This is a genomic window from Chloroflexota bacterium (assembly GCA_038040195.1).
In the GTDB taxonomy this organism is placed as follows: domain Bacteria; phylum Chloroflexota; class Limnocylindria; order QHBO01; family QHBO01; genus DASTEQ01.
In genome coordinates this window covers 84,059-102,469 of record JBBPIR010000001.1, presented here as the reverse complement: position 1 = coordinate 102,469, position 18,411 = coordinate 84,059, and the positions used below count along the sequence as shown (strand labels likewise).

Genomic DNA, 18,411 nt, shown 5'->3' with positions numbered 1-18,411 from the left:
CGCGGCTGGCTAGAATCGGTCTCGTGGCCGAGCCTGCGTACGAGACCATCCGCTGGACCCTCGCCGACGGCGTCGGCACCATCACCCTCAGCCGCCCCGACTCGCTCAACGCGATGAACGCGACCATGCGCCGCGAGCTGCTGGCGGCGGTCAAAACCGCCGGGCGCGACGACGCGGTGCGCTGCCTGGTCATCACGGGTGAGGGTCGCGGCTTCTGCTCGGGTGCAGACCTGCGCGCCGGCAGCGGCGAACGCCAGTTCCGCCGCGTCCTGACCGACGAGTACAACCCACTCATCACCGCCCTCCGCGAGCTGCCCAAACCGGTGGTCGCGGCCGTGAACGGGGTCGCCGCCGGGGCCGGGGTCAGCATCGCTCTGGCCTGCGACCTGGTCTACGCCTCGGAGGACGCGCGCTTCATCCAGGCCTTCGTCCGCATCGGCCTGGTGCCCGACTCGGGCTCGACCCGATCCCTGGTTCGGACCCTCGGTCGCCATCGGGCTGCAGAAACGATCTTCAGCGGTGAACCGATGTCGGCCGCCGACGCGGCCGAGGCGGGGCTCGTCAACCGCGTCTTTCCGGCGACCGATTTTGCGGATGGGGTGCGTGAGGTGGCGCGTCGCCTGGCGGCGGCCCCAACCGCGGCCATCGGACTGGCCAAGCGGTCCATCAACCAGGCCGAACAGGCTGACCTGACCGCCAGCCTGAAGCTGGAAGCCGAGCTCCAGGAGCTGGCCGGACGGACCGAGGACCATGCCGAGGGCGTGACCGCATTCGCCGAGAAGCGCGACCCGCGCTTCACCGGCCGTTGAGGGACATCCAGCGCATCGGGGTCCTGGGCGCCGGGACGATGGGAGCGGGGATTGCCCAGGTCGCGGCCGAGGCCGGCCTGGAGGTGGCGCTGCTCGATCCGGTGTCCGGGGCGTACGAGCGAGCGCGTGACCGGATCGGCGGCTTCCTCGAGCGACGGGTGGCCAAGGGCGAGCTGCACGCGGGCCTGGCCGAGGCCGCCATGGGCCGCATCCACGAGGCCGAGTCGGTGGCCGATCTGGCGACCGCGGAGTTCGCGATCGAGGCCATCCCCGAGGAGCTGGACCTCAAGCGCGACGCGTTCCGACGGCTGGATGCCGCGGCCGCTCCTTCGACCATCCTGGCCACTAATACCTCGTCGCTGTCCGTGGGGCGCATCGCGGAGGCCACGACCCGCCCGGGGCGAGTGGTGGGGATGCACTTCTTCAATCCTGTCCCGTTGATGGCATTGGTCGAGGTCATCGGCGCCTCGGGTACCGATCGGGACGTCGTGGAGGCCGCGGCGGCACTGGCGCGCCAGCTGGGCAAGACGCCGGTCGAGGCGGCGGACACGCCCGGGTTCATCGTCAACCGGGTGGCGCGCCCCTTTTACCTCGAGGCGCTCCGCATCCTGGGTGAGGGCGCGGCCGAGGCCCCGGCCATTGACGCCGCCATGCGAGCGGCCGGGTTCCGGATGGGCCCCTTCGAGCTCATCGACACCATCGGCCTGGACGTCAACCTGGCCGTCAGCGAGAGCGTGTGGGAGGCGTTCGGGCGGGCGCCGCGTTACATGCCCCACGCCGTGCAGCGGGTCCTCGTGGAGGCCGGGCGGTTGGGCCGCAAGGCCGGCGCGGGCTTCTACGACTATGGGACCGATGGGGAACGGGGCGCTCCCTGGGCGGGCCTCGCTCCGGATTCGGCGCCTCGTGGCACGGAGCCACTCCACGCGGATGCCATCCGCGACCGGGTCCTGGCCACGGTCGTCAACGAGGCCGCTTCCGCGGTGGAGGATCGGACCGCCAGCCCGGCGGCCATCGACACCGCCATGCGCCTCGGGACCAACTGGCCCGAGGGACCCCTGGCCTGGGGCGAGCGCCTGGGCCTGGGGCGTGTGAGTGGCACCCTCGACGCGCTGGCGGGCACTGCCCCCGATGCCCGATACGCCGTGGTGCCGCTCCTGCGCTCCCTGGCGGGGAGTGGCGGGTCCTTCTTCGACGCCGCCTGATGCGTGCAGAGCCTCCGCATCGGTATCGGGCGGTGGTCTTCGACATGGACGGGCTGCTGCTGGACACCGAGGTCGTGTGGCAGGCGGCCGAGGAGCAGCTGTTCGCCGCCCATGGCGCCGTGTTCACGCGCGAGGACAAGATGGCCGTGATCGGGACCGCATTCGACACCACGGCCCGCTACTTCGCCGAGCGCCTGGGTCAGCCGCCCGAGCGTGGTCCGGCCCTGGTCGAGGAGATGGTGCTTTCCATGTACGAGGCCCTGCAGGTGGACGTGGCCGGGCGCCCTGGAGCGTTGGAGCTGGTCGCGCGCCTGCGCGGCCGGCTGCCACTGGCCCTGGCCTCGAACTCGCCTCGGCGGCTTGTGGATGCCGCATTGGCCACGGCCCGCTTGACCGATGTCTTCGACGTGATCGTGACCTCGGATGACGTGGCCCACTCCAAGCCGGCCCCCGACATCTACCTGCTGGTCTGCCAGCGGTTGGGAGTTGAGCCGCGGCACGTCCTGGCGCTGGAAGACTCGTCGGCGGGGGTGGCGGCGGCCAAGGCTGCCGGGCTGGCATGCATCGCGGTGCCGCAGTTCGCCGAGACCGATGTCGCCGCCGCGGATCGGGTCATCGACTCGCTCGAGGAGCTGATCCCCGAGTTCTGATCCGGAGCGGGTGTGCCGCTCGCGGGGCGCCACCGCCGGGGGGGCCACCGGGTATCACAGGCATTCGTGACATCGTGCAGCACGACAGCGCGATAGCACGAACTGCTGTGACGCGACGCCCAGCACCCAGAACGACTGCTGGTGCGGGGTTGCCACCGTCGTCACCGCGCGCGGGATTGCCACCTCCGCGCTACGCTAGGCTCCATGTGCAGATCCATTCACGTCCTCCGGGACGGGGCCGAGGTAGCCCCGGACGACGACATCACCGCGGCCGCGCTCCAGTACGTGCGAAAGGTGAGCGGGTATCGCCGCCCGTCGGCTGCCAACGAGGGTGCATTCGACGAGGCCGTGGCCGAAGTGGCCCTCGCCTCTCGGCGGCTCCTGGATGCGGTGGCCTCAACCCACCCGGCCCACCGCCACTGACCCTCAGCGGCGGCGGCGAAGGCCAATGTTCACCAGGTGGACATAACGGCCAACATTGATGCGGTTTGACTCGAAATCACTGCTCTTCTTGGCCGAAATGGTCACCTGGTGACAGAAACGGCCACGCAGAGGCAGATCGCGGCCGGTTCGACCTCCTTCTTGGCCGATACGTCCGTGTGGTGAACAAAATGGAACGCGCCGAGCGACCTAGGCCCGGCGGCGGCCCAGTCGGAAGGCGATGAGGGTCAGCGTCACCGTCCCGATCATCAGCAGGACCGCCATGGCGATCAGGACCGGGACCCGCTGAGCGAACCGCAGCTGCCCGTAAAGGAAGATCGGGAAGGTGGGATCCCCGCCGGCCAGGAACAGGGCGATCGCCACCTCGTCGAACGAGACGATGAAGCACGTCAGCCACGCCGACAGGAGTGACGGCCCCATGAGTGGCACTACCACTCGGCGGAGCGTGGTCCGGTAGGTCGCGCCCAGGTCCATGGCGGCGTCCTCGAGGTTCGGGTCGAGGCCGATCATCCGCGCCAGCAGGATCAACGTCGCAAACGGCACGGCCACGACCGTGTGACCGATGGCGATCGTCAGCAGCGAGCGCGGGATGTCGAGGAAGATGAACAGCAAGAAGAGCGAGACGCCCAGGACGACGAACGGCACGATCAGCGGCAGCCCCGCCAGAGCAACCAGCCCCGCTCGGCCACGGAACCGGAAGCGAACGACCGCCACGCTGACCGCGAAGCCGATCAGGGTCGCCAGGGTTGCCGCCATGACCCCCACCACGAGCGAGTTGCGAGCCGCCTCGATGAGACCCGCGTCCCTGAAGACCTCGCTGTACCGTTCCAGGGTGAACCCGCTGAGCGGGAAGATCAGGATGGTGTTCTCGTTGAACGAGAAGACGGCAAGGAGCGCGATCGGGAAGTAGAGGAGCAGGAGCACGGCCACGTACGTGGCCCGTAGCGGGACCCGGGTCCGGCCCACGCCGACCGCGCTCCGAGTCCGCGTCGCCGTCACGTCGCCACCCGCCGTAGGTCAACGACCCGCAGCGCGACCACGACCAGGAGCAGGGTGACCAGCAGCATGATCACCGAGAACGCCGACCCCAACGCCCAGTTGGCGGCGCTGGTGAAGAAGTCCTGGATGAGGTTGCCGTACATGATCCCTTCCGTCCCGCCCACCAGGGACGGGGTCACGTACTCCCCGACGGTTGGAATGAAGACCATGAAGAACGCGGCAAGCGCGCCGGGCAGGCTGAGGGGGACGGTGATCCGCCAGAACCGGCTCCACGGCCCGGCACCCAGGTCCGCGGCCGCCTCCAGGTGGGCGCGATCGATCCGTTGCATGGCGGCGTAGATGGGGAGTGCCGCGAACGGAATCCAGACGTAGACCAGGGTGATGACGACCGCCGCCCGGGAGTAGAGCAGCAGGTCTAACGGCCCGCTCGTCAGGCCGACGAATTGGAGGAACGAGTTGATCGCCCCCTCCTGGCCGAGCATGAGCCGCCAGGCCATCACCCGCAGGAGGTAGCTCGTGGCGAACGGGATCAGCAACAGGATGAGGTACAGGGTTGCCCGGTCCCGCGCTCGAAAGGTCAGGAAATAGGCCACCGGATAGGCGAGCGCGGTGGCGGATACCGCCACCGCCAGGGCCATGAGGACCGATATCCCCAGCAACCGCAGATAGGCGGGCGTCTCCAGTACCCGCTCGTATTGGATGAACGACAAGCTCCAGGGGTCATCGAAGTCGATCGGTCCGGTTTCCGGGCGGAACGAGATGGCGACGATGAGGACGAGCGGCAGAACGAAGAACAGCCCCAGCCAGACGTATGGGGGGAGGGCGAGGAAGCGAAGCGCTCCTCGCCGCCCCAACATCGGTCTACGCCGGTCTTCCCCCGGCGGCTAGTCCGCCGCGACCCGGGTCCACATCGCGGACCACGCGTCCCGCTGCTCCGCGGTGATGATCGGCGTGAAGTTCGTCCGCTCGAGAACGGCCGGGTCGTCGAGGCTGAAGACGTCGATCAGGAACGGGTCGTCGACAGCGGCCATGACGTCGCCATTCGCGCAGCCGTAGTAGTAGAGGGTGACCAGGTTGCCGCATGTCAGCTCGGCCAGCTTGGCATCCAGGAACTTGAGGGCCAACTCGTAGCTATCGGTGTCGGCGCTGATGCCGTACAGGCCGACCCAGCTGTTCCTGCCCTCGACCGGGTCGGCATAAGCCACCGGTGCGCCCTCGCCGAGCGCCGTCGCGTAACAGCCCTGCCAGGCGTAGGCGACCCAGATCTCCCCGCTGACGACCTCGGGACAGAAATCCGGCTCCCCGGACCAGTAGTGGAGGTTGAGCGGCTTCTGGTCCTTCCACTCCTGTTCGATGGCGGCCAGCTGCGCTTGGGTGATGGCCGTCTCATCGTAGTCGTGGATGTACGACGAGACCGTCACCGCTCCCGGACCGTCGTCCCACATCGAGATGTGACCGGCGTAGTCCTCGTTGAACAGCGCGTCCCAGCTGGTGACCTCGGGAACCTGCTCGGTGTTGTAGAGGATGGAGGTGAAGCCCCAGTCCCATGGGATGTAGTACTGCTTGCCGTCGATCTGGCCCAGGGCCTGCATGTCGGCGGGGATTGCATCCCAGTTGGTCAGCTTGCTGGTGTCGATCTCTCGGACCAGGCCCTCGTCGACGTAGAACTGCTGCCAGCCGGTATAGAAATGGAAGATGTCAGCCTGGCTGCCGGCCTGCATCAGGGCCAGGATGTCGGCGTCCGTGGCGCCGTATTCCCAGTCCAGGGCTACCTCCGGATTCGCGGTCTGGAAGTCGGTCCAGAAGTCGGGTGCCTCGTAGCCAGACCATTCGAGGACGAGCAGCTCCTGGGGCTCCGCTCCCTGGCACGAGGCGAGGACCAACGCGGTGGTGGCGAATGTGGCCAGCGCAACGCGCAGGCGGCGGGTACGGGCGAGCACAACCAACCTCCTCTTCGGCCAGGGATCCCCGGTCGTGGCGGAGATGCTACGCCGGGGCCGTTCGGCGGGTCAACGGATTTCCGGTGAGTGGCCGACGTGGCCAACTGATGCCCGACACATCCGCGCGCCGATGGCCGCGTATCACACTCCTTCGTGACATCGTGCAGCGCGATAGCACGAACGCCTGTGATACGGCGGGGGTCGCTCGAACGACCACCTCCTCCGCCGGCCTAATGCTCGAACCGATAGCCGAGCAAGCTCGGAACGCGGGCCAGGGCACGAATGAAGAGGCCCGGCCGACGGCCGGCGTCCAGGGCGTCGTCGCGCCGAATAAGGGCCTCGCGGATGAGCCGCGCCCCGATGTAGCGAAATGGCTCGGGCGGAAGGATCCGCTGCCCGCGGCCGACCATCGCCAGCCGAGCCAGCGGGTCGTAGGGATCGTCAACCAGGGCAGCCAGGACGCGACCGGCCAGGCGCGCCGGCCCAGCCCCGTTGCCGGAGAACCCGTACGCATAGTGGACGCGGCCCCCGTCCCGCGACCCGATCACCGGGAAGCGGTCGGCCGTGATGTCGATCGGTCCCCCCCAGGCGTCCTCGAACCGGACGTCGCGCAGCATCGGGAACAGGTGGTCGAAGTTGGCCACCACCCGGGCGATGGCCTGCCGGTCGTGGGTGAAGGTCTGACCGATGCGGCCGTCGAAGCCGGCCGCGCCCACCCCCGCACCGAAGGCGATCCGCCCGTCGTCCGTAGTGCGGAAGTAGCTGATGGTGAAGCGGGTGTCGCTGAGCAGCTCCCCGCCGGTCCAGCCCAGCGCCTCCAGCCGGTCGGGGATGGGCTCGGTCACAACCATGTAGCTGCCCCAGGCCAGCAGTCGGAGTCGATGTCCGGGCCAGCCGGCGGCCCAGGCATTGACGGCCAAGATTGCCTGGTGGGCGATTACCGATCCGTTATCGGTCCATATCCGCACGCCGGGCTGCCCGGGCGCGCCGGTGCCGGCGTGCGCGTCCAACCGTCGGACCCGGGTGTTCTCGTGGATCGTCACGCCACGCTCCAGCAACACGCGGCGCAGGCCGCGGGCCAGGCGGGCGGGTTGGATGGAGGCCGCGCTCGGCATCCATAGGCCGTCGCGGAACGCGGGGGAGGCGCACACCTGCTGGACCGCCGCCGCATCCCAGGCGGCCAGCTGGCCGCCGGCGCCCAGTCGCTCCAACCTGGCGGCGGTGGCCTCGAAGCCGCTGTCGACCGCCGGAAACGCGTTGGCCTCCAGTGAGCCAGCCTTGCGGTACCAGGCGTCCACGCCGTGCTGCGCGCACCACGCCCCGATCCCGTCCACCACCTCGTCGGCGGCATCCGCGATCTCGATCGCGGCCTTGGTGCCGTACCGCTTCACGAGATAGGGGAGCTGCACCCACCAGCCGTGGACGAAGCCTCCGTTCCGTCCCGACGGCCCTCCCCCGCAGATGTCCTGTTCCAGCAGCACGATCCGCACCCCGGGTGCCCGCTCGGTCAGGAAGTAGGCGGTCCACATCCCGGTGTACCCGCCGCCGATGATCGCGACCTCCGCGCTCGCCACACCCACCAGCGGGGGAGCGGGCGCGACCCGACCCGCGGCCGCCTCGGTGGTCAGCGCCTCGCGCAGCCACCATGCCCGCCGGATTCCGGGGATCGGCAGCGGCCAGGATCGGTCCGCCATCAGCTGGCCATCACCATGGCCCGATGCTAGCCCCTGGCACTCGCCTGGCTGCGGGCATACTGTCGCGGTGAATGCCGATCCGGCGCGGACAGCGGTCGTCGTCGACGGGCTGCGGACCCCCTTCGGCCGCTACGGCGGAGCGCTGGCCAACGCTCGCCCCGATGACATGGCCGCGCACGTCATCCGTGCGGTGGTTGAGCGAGCCGGCCTGGATCCGGAGTCCATCGACGACGTGATCATCGGGGCCGCCAACCAGGCCGGCGAGGACAACCGCAACGTGGGCCGGATGGCCGTCCTGTTGGCGGGGCTGCCGATATCGGTCCCCGGGCAGACGGTCAATCGGCTGTGTGGATCGGGGATGCAGGCGATCGTGGCGGCGGCACATGCCATCACCGCGGGCGACGGCGCGGTCTTCGTCGCGGGCGGTTCCGAGTCCATGACCCGCGCCCCCATGGTCATGGCCAAGCCCTCCGCCGCGTTCCCGCGTGGCGAGCAGACGATCTACGACACGACCCTGGGCTGGCGCTTCACAAACCCACGCCTGGCCGATGTCCACTACCCGTACTCCATGGGGGAGACCGCCGAAAACGTGGTCGAGCGGGTGGGCGTCTCGCGCGAGGACCAGGACCGATTCGCCCTGACATCGCACCAGCGGTGGGCGGCCGCGTTGGAGGCCGGTCGGTTTGCGGACGAGGTCATACCGATATCGGTGCCGGGGCCGAAGCGGGGCGAGACGGTGGTAGTGGACCGTGATGAGCACCCGCGACCCGAAACGACCCTGGAGCAGCTGGCCGGCCTGAAGCCGGCGTTCCGGAAGGACGAGTCGGGTTCGGTGACCGCGGGGAACAGCAGCGGGATCAACGACGGGGCGGCGGCGGTGGTGGTCATGTCCGAGGCCCGCGCGCGGGAGGCAGGCCTGCGTCCCATGATCCGGATGCGGTCGTCCGCCGTGGCCGGCGTGGATCCGGCAACCATGGGCCTGGGCCCCGTCCCGGCGTCCCGCCTCGCCCTGTCGCGTGCCGGCCTGTCGGTGAGCGACCTTGACCTCGTTGAGCTGAACGAGGCCTTCGCCGCGCAATCGCTGCCGTGCATGCGGGAGCTGGGACTGGATGCGGAGAAGGTTAACGTCAATGGGGGGGCCATTGCCATCGGTCATCCGCTGGGCGCCTCCGGCGCTCGCCTGGTGGCGACGCTGGCCCACGAGATGCGCCGTCGCGGGGCCCGCTACGGGCTGGCGACCATGTGCATCGGCGTTGGGCAGGGGATCGCCACCGTCTGGGTATCGGTCGAGTAGCTCAGTCGGCCAGCAGCTCGTCGACTATTAGAGGGAGGGAGTCCACGGCCAGGCTGAGATGGCCATGCTCGGGGAGCAGGTGAGGCCGGGCGGTGGGAATGTGCGCCGCCAGCCACTCCCCGTGGGCGAAGGGCACCATCCGGTCGTGGCCCCCCTGCCAGACGTGGACTGGCACGCGAAGGGAATCCAGGTCGAAGCCCCACGGCTTGATGAACGCCATGTCGTCGTCGAACCAGCCCCAGTACCCCTCGCGCAGCGCGTCCCGCATGCACGCGGCAATCCACTCCGCAAATTCGCCAGTCAAGGACCCGCGGTCCACGTCATCGATCAGGTCCCCGAAGGCATCGGCGACCTGCGGGCCGGTGACCTTGACCAGCTCCGGCAAGGCCCGCTCCTTGAACCCGATCAGCGCCTCTGGTCCCTCCAGCGCGGCTCCGAACTCCTCGATGTTCTCCTCGCCCATGCCGGCGGTCCAATCCAGACCCTCGGCCGGATACGGGGCAACCCCACCGATGAGGGCCACCCCCCTGACCCGCTCCGGCATGAGCGCCGCAGTGGCCAGGGCATGCGGCCCGCCGCCCGACCAGCCGATGACGTAGACCGACTCGGCACCGATATGGTCCAGCACGCTCCCGACGTCGTCGACCACATCGGCTACCGAGCGTCCCGGTCGACGGGTCGACGAGCCGTACCCGGCTCGACTGAAGCTCACATGCCGCAGTCCGCGTGTCGCGAAGGTCTCCACCGCTGGGTCGAACGGCAGCCCGGATGAGGGCGTGCCGAAGTGGAAGAGGAGCGGGATCCCGTCAAGCGGTCCCGCGAGGTAGACGTCCAGCGCCCGGCCGTCCGGGGTGGGCAGGAAGGTCGGTTCAGTCATCGGCTCAGCCAGCACACGGCCGACCATAGTGAATGCTCACAAGCATTCGTGACATCGTGCAGCACGATACCGCGATAGCACGAATGACTGTGATACCGCGCTCAGCCGCGCTCAGCCGCGCTCAGCCGCGCACGCCTCGCCTTCGTCAGCCGAACCCCAGTGTCAGCCGAACCCCAGTGTCAGCCGAGCTTGAGCTGGGGCAGGACCCGCTCCCCATAGGCGCGGATGAACTCCGCCTGGTTGCGGCCGACGTTGTGGACGTGGACCTCCCAGAACCCCATCTCCACGAAGCGCTGCAACGCGGCGGCGTGCTCGTCCAGGTCGGCGCTGATGAGCATCCGGTTGGCGTAGTCCTCCAGGCGGACCAGCTTCGCCATGTTCGCGAAGTCCTCCGGGTTGCGGATGTCCTGCTTGGCGAATGGCATCCCGCCGTTCGGCCACTCGCGAATGGCCTGGGCCTCTGCCTCGGCCTGGGTATCGGCCCACGACACGTGAATCTGGAGCAGCTTGGGCATGGTGTCCGGGTCCTTGCCCGCCCCCGTGGCGCCCTCGGCGAACTTGGCCCACAGCATCTCGAGCTTTTCGTCCGCCGCTCCCACCGTGATCATCCCGTCCGCCCATCGGCCGGTTCGCTTGGCGTTGTAGGGCCCGGCGGTGGCCACGTAGATCGGTACCGGCTTTTCGGGTCGGGTGTAGAGCCGCGCCGATTCCAGCGTGAAGTACTCCCCGTCGTGCTTGACCACCTCCCCGGAGAACAACTTGGAGATGACCTCGATGGCCTCGAACAACATGCTGCTCCGGACGCCGATCTCCGGCCACTCGCCGCCGATGACGTGCTCGTTGAGCGCCTCCCCGGCCCCAAGCCCCAGCCAGAAGCGTCCGGGGTACATGGTTCCCATCGTGGCGGCGGCGTGCGCGATCACCGCGGGGTGGTAGCGGAACCCCGGCGTCGTGACCGCCGTCCCGAACGGCAGCGACGTCCGCTGCCCCAGCGCCCCCATGAAGGCCCACGCGAAGGCGGCCTGGCCCTGCTGCGGGGTCCACGGGTGGAAGTGCTCGCTGACCATGAAGCCGGCCGAAAACCCGGCCGCCTCCGCCTGCTCGCACCATCCCAACAGCTCGGTCGGATGGAACTGCTCGAGCATGGCCGCGTAGCCGACCTTCGTCATGACGCGAAGCCTACCTGAGCACCACGTCGTGCAAGCGTAACAACGGTCTGGCAGGCTGTACCCATGGCGCAGGTTCTGACCCAGATCACGGGGCTGCCAGGCGCAACCCACGGAAACGGCATCGGTCCCACGCCCGCCACGGCCCCTGCCCACGGGGAGGGGCCGCTGGTCGACGGCTTCGGGCGGACGCTGCGCGCGCTGCGCGTGTCAGTCACCGATGCCTGCCAGTTCCGCTGCCTGTACTGCATGCCCTCGGAGGACATGACGTTCCTGCCCCACGGGGAGCTGCTCACCCCCGGCGAGATCGAGCGCCTGGTGGGCCTCCTCGTCCGGCTCGGGATAACCAACGTGCGGCTCACCGGCGGGGAGCCACTCGTCCGGCGTGAGCTGCCCGACATCGTGCGTCGCCTGGCGGCCATGGAACCCCACGGCCTGACTGACCTGTCACTCACCACCAACGGGTTCCTGCTCGAGCGCCACGTCGCCGCCCTGGCCGAGGCAGGCCTCCAGCGGCTCAACGTCAGCGTCGACTCGCTGGTGGCCGAGACCTTCCGCGACATCACGCGCCGCGACGCGCTCGCGCAGGTCCTTGCCGGTCTTCGTGCGGCGGAGGCCTACCCCCAGCTCCGACCGATCAAGATCAACGCCGTCGCCCTCCGTGACACCACCGACCGCGAGGTCCGGGCCTTCGCAGAGCTGGCCCGCACGCGCGGCTACGTGGTCCGCTTCATCGAGTTCATGCCCCTGGACGGGGGCGGCCGCTGGTCGCCCGACTCGGTCCTGACCGGAGCCGAGCTGAAGGCAGCCCTGGAGGCATCGGTCCCGTCGGATTGGCTTCCGCTGGAGCGGGTGCCCATGGCCGACCCGGCCCAGACCAGCCGGGTGTATCGGTTTGCGGACGGGGTGGGCGAGATCGGCTTCATCAACCCGGTCAGTGAGCCGTTCTGCGACGCATGCGATCGGCTGCGGCTGACCGCCGAGGGGACATTGAGAACCTGCCTGTTCAGTATCGACGAGACCGATCTGCGCGGACCTATGCGCGCCGGAGCGTCAGACGCCGCCCTGGAGGAGCTCGTCCGCGAGGCGGCCTGGAACAAGGAGTTGAAGCACCACATCGGGGACCCTGGGTTCCGGCCACCTCCCCGTAATATGTCGCAGATCGGCGGTTAGGGACCCATGCCAAAGGTCGCCCGTTGAACGATATCCGAGCGGCGGCCCAACGGTGGGCTCAGACCTGGCAGCGGGGGTGGGAGGAACGGGACGTTGAGGCGGTGCTGACCCTCTACGCCCCGAATTGCGAGTACTGGGCCGAGCCGTTCCGCGAGCCGTACCGAGGCCTGGACGGCGCGCGGGAGTATGTGACCCAGTCGTTCGCGTCCGAGCACACGGTCACCGCCTGGTTCGGCGATCCGGTGGTCGACGGCAACCGGGCGGCGGTCCCGTGGTGGGCAACCCAGATCGAGAACGACGAGCCGGTGACCCTGGCCGGCATCTCGCTTCTGCAGTTCGACGCCGACGGCCTGGTGGTCGAGGAATGGGACGCCTGGAACGGCGCCGATTCGATGCGTCCGCGGCCTCCGGCCTGGGGTGGCGGCTGACCAGGCGGCTCGGGAATCCCGGCTTCAGCCGGCCTCAGCCCCACCTTGCAGCCGGCCTCAGCCCCTCCTTGCAGCCGGCCTCAGCCCCACCTTGCCCATCGCGTCACAGTCCTTCGTGACATCGTGTAGCGCGATAGCACGAATGGCTGTGACACCGTGACCAGCACCCAGCCGATGCCTGCGCGGAGCCTGCTGCAACGGGCGTTCGACGCCTATCGGGTCAATTCGTCGGCCACGGCCGCCGCCCTGCTCGTGCTCTTCAACCTCGTCCCCCTGGCCGGCGTCCTGTGGCTCGGCTGGGACCTGCTGCTCATCCTGGCCCTGTACTGGGTCGAGAACGGGGTAGTGGGCGTCATCAACATCCTGAAGATCTTGCGCGCCGAGGGCACGGCGCCCTCGTCCCTTCGCTGGACCCTGAACGGCCGACCCATGAGTTCGTTCAACTCGAGGGGCCGCGTCGCTGTGGCGGGGTTCTTCGCCATGCACTACGGCCTGTTCTGGGTTGTCCATGGCGTGTTCGTCTTCACCTTGATCCCGGCGATCGCCAGCGACCCGTCCCTCGGACCCAATGGAACGATTCCGGCTCCGTTGACCGGACCCAATATCGATCTCGGGGTCTTGGCTCTGGGCGCCATCGGTCTGTCCATCAGCCATGGCGTCTCGTTCTGGACGAACTACCTTGGCCGGGGCGAATACCGAACGCTGTCTCCAGCCCAGGTCATGACCCAGCCCTACGGACGGCTGGTGATCATGCACCTCACCATCCTGTTGGGCGCGTTCGTCAGCATCTTCCTGGGCACGCCGGTCGGGTCGCTGCTGGTGCTGATCGTTGGGAAAACCGCCCTGGACCTGGCCTTCCACCTGCGCCAGCACCAGCCGTCGAAGGCGGTCCCAGTCCCGAACGATTAGGGCCTCGGCCCAGCCGCGGGCTCCGCGTCCGCACGACCGAACAGGCGCCGCTGCCCGAATCGGCTGTTGACGAGCGCCACACCGCCGATCACGAGCGCCGTCCCGAGCAGGATCCGGGCATCCATCTGCTCGCTCAACACCAGGACGCCCAGCGCGATGCCGACCACCGGCAAGAGATAGGCGACCAGCGACGTGCGCGTGGCGCCCCACCGACCCAGCAGGCGGAAGAAGGCGAGGTAGGCCAGGCCCGAGCCGAGGATCCCCAGCCACAGGACCGAGATCACGGTGTCGGGGCGGACGACGGTCGCAAAAGGCCGCTCGAGCACCAACGCCAGCACCGAGGTGATGACGAACGCGAAACCCACCTGGAAGACAGCCGCGATCATCGGTCGCAGCTCGCGGACGTTCCGCCGGGCGTACACCGCCCCCACGGCATACGAGATGGACGAACCGATGAGCGCGATCTCGCCCAGCGGGTTCGAGCCGGACATGGCGGCGCCGAGGCCTGGGCTGACGAGGATGAGCACCCCGGCAAAGCCGATGGCCAGGCCGGCCAGCCGGTTGACCGTGATCGGTTCGTCGCGCAGGAAGATCGCGGCAATGACGATGACGAACAGCGGGACTGACGCACCGAAAATGGCCGCCAGCGCCGAGTCGGTCGTTTGTTCGGCGAACGTGATCAGGAAGAACGGCAGCGCAACGCTGACGATGGACATGACGACCAGGTGGCCATACATCCGCGGGCTGCGGGGGAGTGGCTCGCGAGCCACCGCCACGACTGCAGCCAGCACCATCAGTCCGATCCCGAGCCGAAGCGCGATCAGCGTGAACGGCGTGAGCGTTTCGACGCCGATCTTGATGAATAGGTAGCTGCTGCCCCACATCAGGCCCAGGGCCAGGAAGATCAGCCAGTCGACACGCGAGGTCACCATTCCACCAGTCATAACGGCGGAATGATGACCGATGTGAGGTCTGGGCTCTGGCGGCGGTATCAGTCTGGCGCCGGTATCAGTCTGGCGCCGGTATCAGTCTGGCGCCGACACCACCCGGTACAAGAACTCCGGTTCGGAAATCCCCTTCAGGCTGACGTAGCCAAGGGGCACCAGGTTCACGCCCTGCGGGACGCGCTCGCCCACCGCGGTCGCCACCGTGGCCGATGCCACGATCTGGCCACCCTGGGCGGTGGCCATCACCCGCGCGGCCCGATGAACGTCGATGCCCACGTATCCGTCCGCCGTGAGATCAGGCGTCCCGCAGTGAAGCCCAATCCGCATGCGCGGTGCCGCCCCGGCAGGCCAGATCGCATCCCCTAGCCGACGCTGGATCTCGCCTGCCGCGACCATGGCTTGGCTCGGATCGGCGAAGGCGAGGAAGCACTCGTCGGCTCGCGCGTCAACCACGCGGCCGCCGAATCGGTCGGTCACCTCGCGCACGATCCGTCGCAGCTCGGCCAGGACGTCGATGTAGGCATCGCCCAGCGCGGACAGCATCTCGGTCGAGCCTTCGAGGTCGCCGAACAGGAACGTCACCTCGCCCCGCGGAAGATTGGCGACGTCCCCGCCACGGGCCCGCAGTTGGTCGCGGAGCTCAGTCGACTCCACCGAGAAGCGGACCGCGTCCGCGACGGTCGCCACCAGCTCGGCATCCACGTTCAGAGTCGCGTCATGGACAACGGTCGCCAATGGCTGACCCTCGCGTTCCAGGCGGAGCGCCGCGCGCGCCACGTCCAGCCGGTCCAGGTCCACCCGCTGCCCCTCCCGATCCAGGTACGCCCCGGCCGCAGCTGACCAGCGCGCGACGATCAGCTCCGGATCCCCCAGGGCATGGCGCAGGGCGTCCTCCAGCGCCTCGGTCCGGGGACTCGCTCCCAGCTGGACCACCGCTCCCGACACTGCGCCGCGAGCCGCGTACACGTACACGAAGGTCACGGCCAGGGCGATCGGGATCAGGATCTGGAGTAGCAGGAGGACCTGGGCCCCAAGGGAGAAATCGAGCCCGACGGCGGAAACGATTCCGATGACCGCGAAGCCCAACCCGGTGACGATTCCGCCGAACAGGACCGGGGCCAACACCCGGCGAGCAGCCTCTCGCGCCAACCACCAGCGGCGGAAGCACAGGACCGAGACGATGAGGCCCGACGCCACGACCGCCACCGAGTTCAGGTCGTCGATGAATGGAAACACCCCGAGGTCGGTGATCCGCAGCGGATTCGGAACACAGGGCGGGCAGCGGCTGGTCCCGTGCGCGACCGGCTCAACGGTGAACACCGTGGCAACCGCGAGCAAGGCGAAGGTGAGGGCGATGCCTCCTACAGCCCAGCGCTCGATCCGTCCCGCCAACACGCCGGACGGGTAGGCGAGCAAGACATAGGCCAGGATCACCGGTCCGACCGGGCCCAGTGCCACGTTGGCGACCTCGGTCACCGGGATCAGGTGTCGAAGGGCCACCTGCGCGGCCTGGAACAACCCGATCGCGCCGAGCAGGTACCCGATCCGGTTCGCGGGGCGCCGGCGGGCCATGGCGTACCCGGACGTGACGTATACAGCGCTGCTGATTCCAACCGGCAGGAACACCCCGGGCGGCCGCCCGTTGGCCGCGCTGAGGCTGCTGGCCGCGACGCTGAGCCCCAACCCCGCCAGCCAGATCAGCGTCAGCGCTCTGGAAGACAGGGGGCGCTCCATGGTCGGACGCATGGTGCGCCCCGCGTCGGGCTGGGTCTACCCTTGCGGGCCCGTCCTCATTGGCTGCCCCGTCGCGGTCCGCCGCTCCGCCGCACTCAGGGTCGGGCGGAAGCCCACTTCCCGGATCCGTTCCGGCTTCCCGAGCAGGAAACCCTGGCCCATGTGCACGCGGAGGACCCGCAACGCCCTGAGATCGGCCTTCGATTCCACGCCCTCCGCGATGAGCGTAAAGCCCGCTTCGGCCGCGAAGTGGACCATCGCTGCCACCAACGCGCGACGGGTGGCGTCTTCCGCCAGCCCCTGGACCAGCGCCAGGTCCAGCTTCACATAGGCAGGGCGCGCCTCGAGGATGTGGCGCAGGCTCGCGAATCCTGCCCCCGCGTCGTCGACCGCCAGGCTGTAGGACGGACCAAGACGTTCCAGCGCCGAGGCGATCGATTCGTAGTCGGTGACCAGCTCGTGCTCGGACAGCTCGATCACCACTGGGCGCTTGGTCGAGCCCAGGATCGCGGCCAGGGTTTCGGTATCGGTCAGCAGGTGGGGGGAGCTGTTGACACTTAGCCAGCAGTCGGACGGCAGGGACTGCGAGGCGTCGATCGTTGCCTTCAGGGTGGCGACCTCCAGGTCGTGGAGCCGGTTCATGATCACGGCCTGGTGGAACAGATGCCCGGTCGACACCGGGGCGTCGAAGCGGCTGAGCCCCTCGTAGCCCACGATCTCACCGGAGGACAGGTCGCGAATGGGCTGGAAGACCGGCCAGTACAGGCGCCGCTCCAGGACGGTGTCGAGCATCTCCGAGGCGGTGGCGCGCGCTTCCGAATCGGCCAGTCGCGGCCCCAGGGCCGTCGTGGCGTGCTCCGCCACCTCGACCAGGATCGGGAACTCCTCGGAAATGGTGGCCCGGCCGCCGGTTGCCTCGCCCTGGGCCACGCCGAGCACGCCCAGCAGGCGGCCCTCGTGCACCATCGGGAGGTAGGCCGTGGTGCTGATGCCCGCTGCGGCAACGGCGCGGGAGTAGGCTTCGTCGTCGTCGCTGACCGCCCATCCCGTGATCCACGGGCCGTTGGCCGCCATCCGGCGCATGTACTCGTTGCGCTGCTCGGGGAGCGTGTTGCCCTGGGTCAGTGCCGGCGGCAGATTCTCACCCCGGATCGCGAGCAGGACCGAGCGTCCGTCCTCGGTGAACCACGTCAGCGAGGCGGTGCGGATGGCCGTCCAGCGCGTGAGGGCGTCGATGAACGACGACGCGATCACGAACGGATCGCCGCCTGACGAAATCCGCGTCATCTCCTGGAGCAGGTGGCGACGACGGTCGAGGAACCCTTCGAGGATCGCGCCCAGCACGGAGCCGAAGAACGTGCCGACCGCGATGGACGCCGCCGCGATCATCGTCTCGCCGGTCACCGGTCCCTCAAGCGAGGCTCCCAGGCCCAGCGCCGCCAGGGCGGCCACTCCCCACAACACCGCGGTGACAGGCTGGGTGACGATGCCCACGAAGCCGGCCACCACCACGCCGACCAGTACGATGAGCTCGCCGTGGAATTCGCCTGTCAACGGGGTCCAGCCCGCCGCGCCCATGACGGCGAATCCCGCCGGCCAGGTGATCAGGCTCAGCTGGAGGAGTCGGTCTGGTGAGACGGGATGACCAGCCCGCTCCAGGAGCAGGTCGGTGGCGAGGTGGAGGGCCGCCAGGCCGCTCAGTGTGAGGAGGAGCGGTGAGTTTCCCAGGCCCAGGACGGCGCTCACCAGCGGGGCGGCCACGAACATCGCCGTCACCGGTCGCGCCAGGTAGTGGCGGAGCAGCCGGCGGATACCGGTTGGATCGGCCAGCGTCTCGCCGAAGGCGAGCCCGGCCAGCGCCGCGTGGGGACGGGTTACCGCAGCCATGGCCCGATCGTACGGCCGCACCGGACTGCGTCAGAATCCCCCACACGAGTCACCCAGAAGTACCCGGCTCGACCCCGGCGGCTCGACCCGGTGGCTCGACCCGGTGGCTTGACCCCGTCGGATCGACCCGGGCTCCTCTGCGGAGTGGCTAGCTACGTGTCACAAGCTTTCGTGACATCGTGTGGCGCGATAGCACGAAGAGCTGTGATACAGCCACCTTCGGCGCCAGGCGCCTCCCTGGTCGATTACCAAAAGGGCCGC

17 protein-coding genes are annotated in these 18,411 nt (G+C 68.9%); 8 read left to right on the top strand and 9 right to left on the bottom strand.

The features are described 5' to 3' along the window. Positions 1-23: 23 nt before the first annotated feature. The 4 genes from AABM41_00535 to AABM41_00520 all read left to right on the top strand — a co-directional run bounded on the left by AABM41_00535 (position 24) and on the right by AABM41_00520 (position 3,084). Entirely contained in the window at positions 24-809 is a 786-nt protein-coding gene (locus AABM41_00535; GenBank protein ID MEK6190790.1) for an enoyl-CoA hydratase-related protein, read from the top strand. Further along, positions 806-2,011: a 3-hydroxyacyl-CoA dehydrogenase NAD-binding domain-containing protein gene (locus tag AABM41_00530; protein MEK6190789.1), complete on the top strand. Its 1,206-nt coding sequence runs from the start codon at positions 806-808 to the stop codon at positions 2,009-2,011. Before AABM41_00535 ends, AABM41_00530 begins: the two co-directional genes overlap by 4 nt. Continuing rightward, the gene (locus AABM41_00525; protein ID MEK6190788.1) at positions 2,011-2,661 is read left to right on the top strand and encodes an HAD family phosphatase; all 651 of its coding nucleotides are present in this window, start codon (positions 2,011-2,013) and stop codon (positions 2,659-2,661) included. The genes AABM41_00530 and AABM41_00525 overlap by 1 nt, the downstream gene beginning before the upstream one ends. Positions 2,662-2,865: 204 nt before the next feature. Continuing rightward, the gene (locus tag AABM41_00520) at positions 2,866-3,084 is read left to right on the top strand and encodes a DUF2277 domain-containing protein (protein MEK6190787.1); all 219 of its coding nucleotides are present in this window, start codon (positions 2,866-2,868) and stop codon (positions 3,082-3,084) included. A 207-nt stretch (positions 3,085-3,291) separates the two neighbouring features. Here the strand turns inward: AABM41_00520 and AABM41_00515 are convergent, their stop codons facing one another. The 4 genes from AABM41_00515 to AABM41_00500 all read right to left on the bottom strand — a co-directional run bounded on the left by AABM41_00515 (position 3,292) and on the right by AABM41_00500 (position 7,735). Then, entirely contained in the window at positions 3,292-4,101 is an 810-nt protein-coding gene (locus tag AABM41_00515; protein MEK6190786.1) for an ABC transporter permease, read from the bottom strand. Continuing rightward, positions 4,098-4,958, bottom strand: a complete 861-nt coding sequence (locus AABM41_00510; protein ID MEK6190785.1) for an ABC transporter permease — start codon at positions 4,956-4,958, stop codon at positions 4,098-4,100. The genes AABM41_00515 and AABM41_00510 overlap by 4 nt, the downstream gene beginning before the upstream one ends. A gap of 27 nt (positions 4,959-4,985) precedes the next feature. Further along, positions 4,986-6,041, bottom strand: a complete 1,056-nt coding sequence (locus AABM41_00505; GenBank protein ID MEK6190784.1) for an extracellular solute-binding protein — start codon at positions 6,039-6,041, stop codon at positions 4,986-4,988. A gap of 230 nt (positions 6,042-6,271) precedes the next feature. Further along, on the bottom strand, positions 6,272-7,735 hold the full coding sequence (locus AABM41_00500) for an FAD-binding oxidoreductase (GenBank protein ID MEK6190783.1): 1,464 nt from the start codon (positions 7,733-7,735) through the stop codon (positions 6,272-6,274). 67 nt (positions 7,736-7,802) lie between these two features. Here AABM41_00500 and AABM41_00495 point away from each other — a divergent pair, with 67 nt between their 5' ends. Continuing rightward, a complete protein-coding gene (locus AABM41_00495) occupies positions 7,803-9,029 on the top strand; it encodes a thiolase family protein (GenBank protein MEK6190782.1) in 1,227 nt (408 codons plus the stop codon). A gap of 1 nt (position 9,030) precedes the next feature. On the opposite strand, the gene AABM41_00490 is transcribed toward AABM41_00495, so the two are convergent. Then, entirely contained in the window at positions 9,031-9,906 is an 876-nt protein-coding gene (locus AABM41_00490) for an alpha/beta hydrolase (protein ID MEK6190781.1), read from the bottom strand. A gap of 179 nt (positions 9,907-10,085) precedes the next feature. Then, positions 10,086-11,075 carry a TIGR03557 family F420-dependent LLM class oxidoreductase gene (locus tag AABM41_00485; protein ID MEK6190780.1) on the bottom strand — a complete coding sequence of 330 codons (990 nt, stop codon included), beginning with the start codon at positions 11,073-11,075 and terminating at the stop codon, positions 10,086-10,088. Between the two features lie 63 nt (positions 11,076-11,138). On the opposite strand from AABM41_00485, the gene moaA reads away from it, so the two are divergent. The 3 genes from moaA (at position 11,139) to AABM41_00470 (ending at position 13,582) form a co-directional block, all read left to right on the top strand. After that, positions 11,139-12,245 (top strand): GTP 3',8-cyclase MoaA, encoded by a 1,107-nt coding sequence (gene moaA / locus AABM41_00480; protein ID MEK6190779.1) that lies wholly within the window; start codon positions 11,139-11,141, stop codon positions 12,243-12,245. Between the two features lie 23 nt (positions 12,246-12,268). Continuing rightward, complete coding sequence (locus AABM41_00475) at positions 12,269-12,673, top strand: nuclear transport factor 2 family protein (GenBank protein ID MEK6190778.1); 405 nt, start codon at positions 12,269-12,271, stop codon at positions 12,671-12,673. A gap of 174 nt (positions 12,674-12,847) precedes the next feature. Continuing rightward, entirely contained in the window at positions 12,848-13,582 is a 735-nt protein-coding gene (locus AABM41_00470; protein MEK6190777.1) for a DUF6498-containing protein, read from the top strand. On the opposite strand, the gene AABM41_00465 is transcribed toward AABM41_00470, so the two are convergent. The 3 genes from AABM41_00465 to AABM41_00455 form a co-directional block, all read right to left on the bottom strand. Next, entirely contained in the window at positions 13,579-14,514 is a 936-nt protein-coding gene (locus AABM41_00465; protein MEK6190776.1) for a DMT family transporter, read from the bottom strand. The genes AABM41_00470 and AABM41_00465 overlap by 4 nt on opposite strands. Positions 14,515-14,607: 93 nt before the next feature. Then, complete coding sequence (locus AABM41_00460) at positions 14,608-16,263, bottom strand: adenylate/guanylate cyclase domain-containing protein (GenBank protein MEK6190775.1); 1,656 nt, start codon at positions 16,261-16,263, stop codon at positions 14,608-14,610. 36 nt (positions 16,264-16,299) lie between these two features. Then, positions 16,300-18,150: an EAL domain-containing protein gene (locus AABM41_00455; protein ID MEK6190774.1), complete on the bottom strand. Its 1,851-nt coding sequence runs from the start codon at positions 18,148-18,150 to the stop codon at positions 16,300-16,302. Positions 18,151-18,411: the final 261 nt, after the last annotated feature.

What these genes read in the sequence shown, in the direction of transcription:
- AABM41_00525 (MEK6190788.1), top strand. Translation starts at nt 2,011, where the DNA reads ATGCGTGCAGAGCCTCCGCATCGGTATCGGGCGGTGGTCTTCGACATG.
- AABM41_00510 (MEK6190785.1), bottom strand. Translation starts at nt 4,958, where the DNA reads ATGTTGGGGCGGCGAGGAGCGCTTCGCTTCCTCGCCCTCCCCCCATAC.
- moaA (MEK6190779.1), top strand. Translation starts at nt 11,139, where the DNA reads ATGGCGCAGGTTCTGACCCAGATCACGGGGCTGCCAGGCGCAACCCAC.
- AABM41_00470 (MEK6190777.1), top strand. Translation starts at nt 12,848, where the DNA reads ATGCCTGCGCGGAGCCTGCTGCAACGGGCGTTCGACGCCTATCGGGTC.
- AABM41_00455 (MEK6190774.1), bottom strand. Translation starts at nt 18,150, where the DNA reads ATGGCTGCGGTAACCCGTCCCCACGCGGCGCTGGCCGGGCTCGCCTTC.
- AABM41_00520 (MEK6190787.1), top strand. Translation starts at nt 2,866, where the DNA reads ATGTGCAGATCCATTCACGTCCTCCGGGACGGGGCCGAGGTAGCCCCG.
- AABM41_00460 (MEK6190775.1), bottom strand. Translation starts at nt 16,263, where the DNA reads ATGGAGCGCCCCCTGTCTTCCAGAGCGCTGACGCTGATCTGGCTGGCG.
- AABM41_00490 (MEK6190781.1), bottom strand. Translation starts at nt 9,906, where the DNA reads ATGACTGAACCGACCTTCCTGCCCACCCCGGACGGCCGGGCGCTGGAC.
- AABM41_00465 (MEK6190776.1), bottom strand. Translation starts at nt 14,514, where the DNA reads ATGGTGACCTCGCGTGTCGACTGGCTGATCTTCCTGGCCCTGGGCCTG.
- AABM41_00485 (MEK6190780.1), bottom strand. Translation starts at nt 11,075, where the DNA reads ATGACGAAGGTCGGCTACGCGGCCATGCTCGAGCAGTTCCATCCGACC.
- AABM41_00500 (MEK6190783.1), bottom strand. Translation starts at nt 7,735, where the DNA reads ATGGCGGACCGATCCTGGCCGCTGCCGATCCCCGGAATCCGGCGGGCA.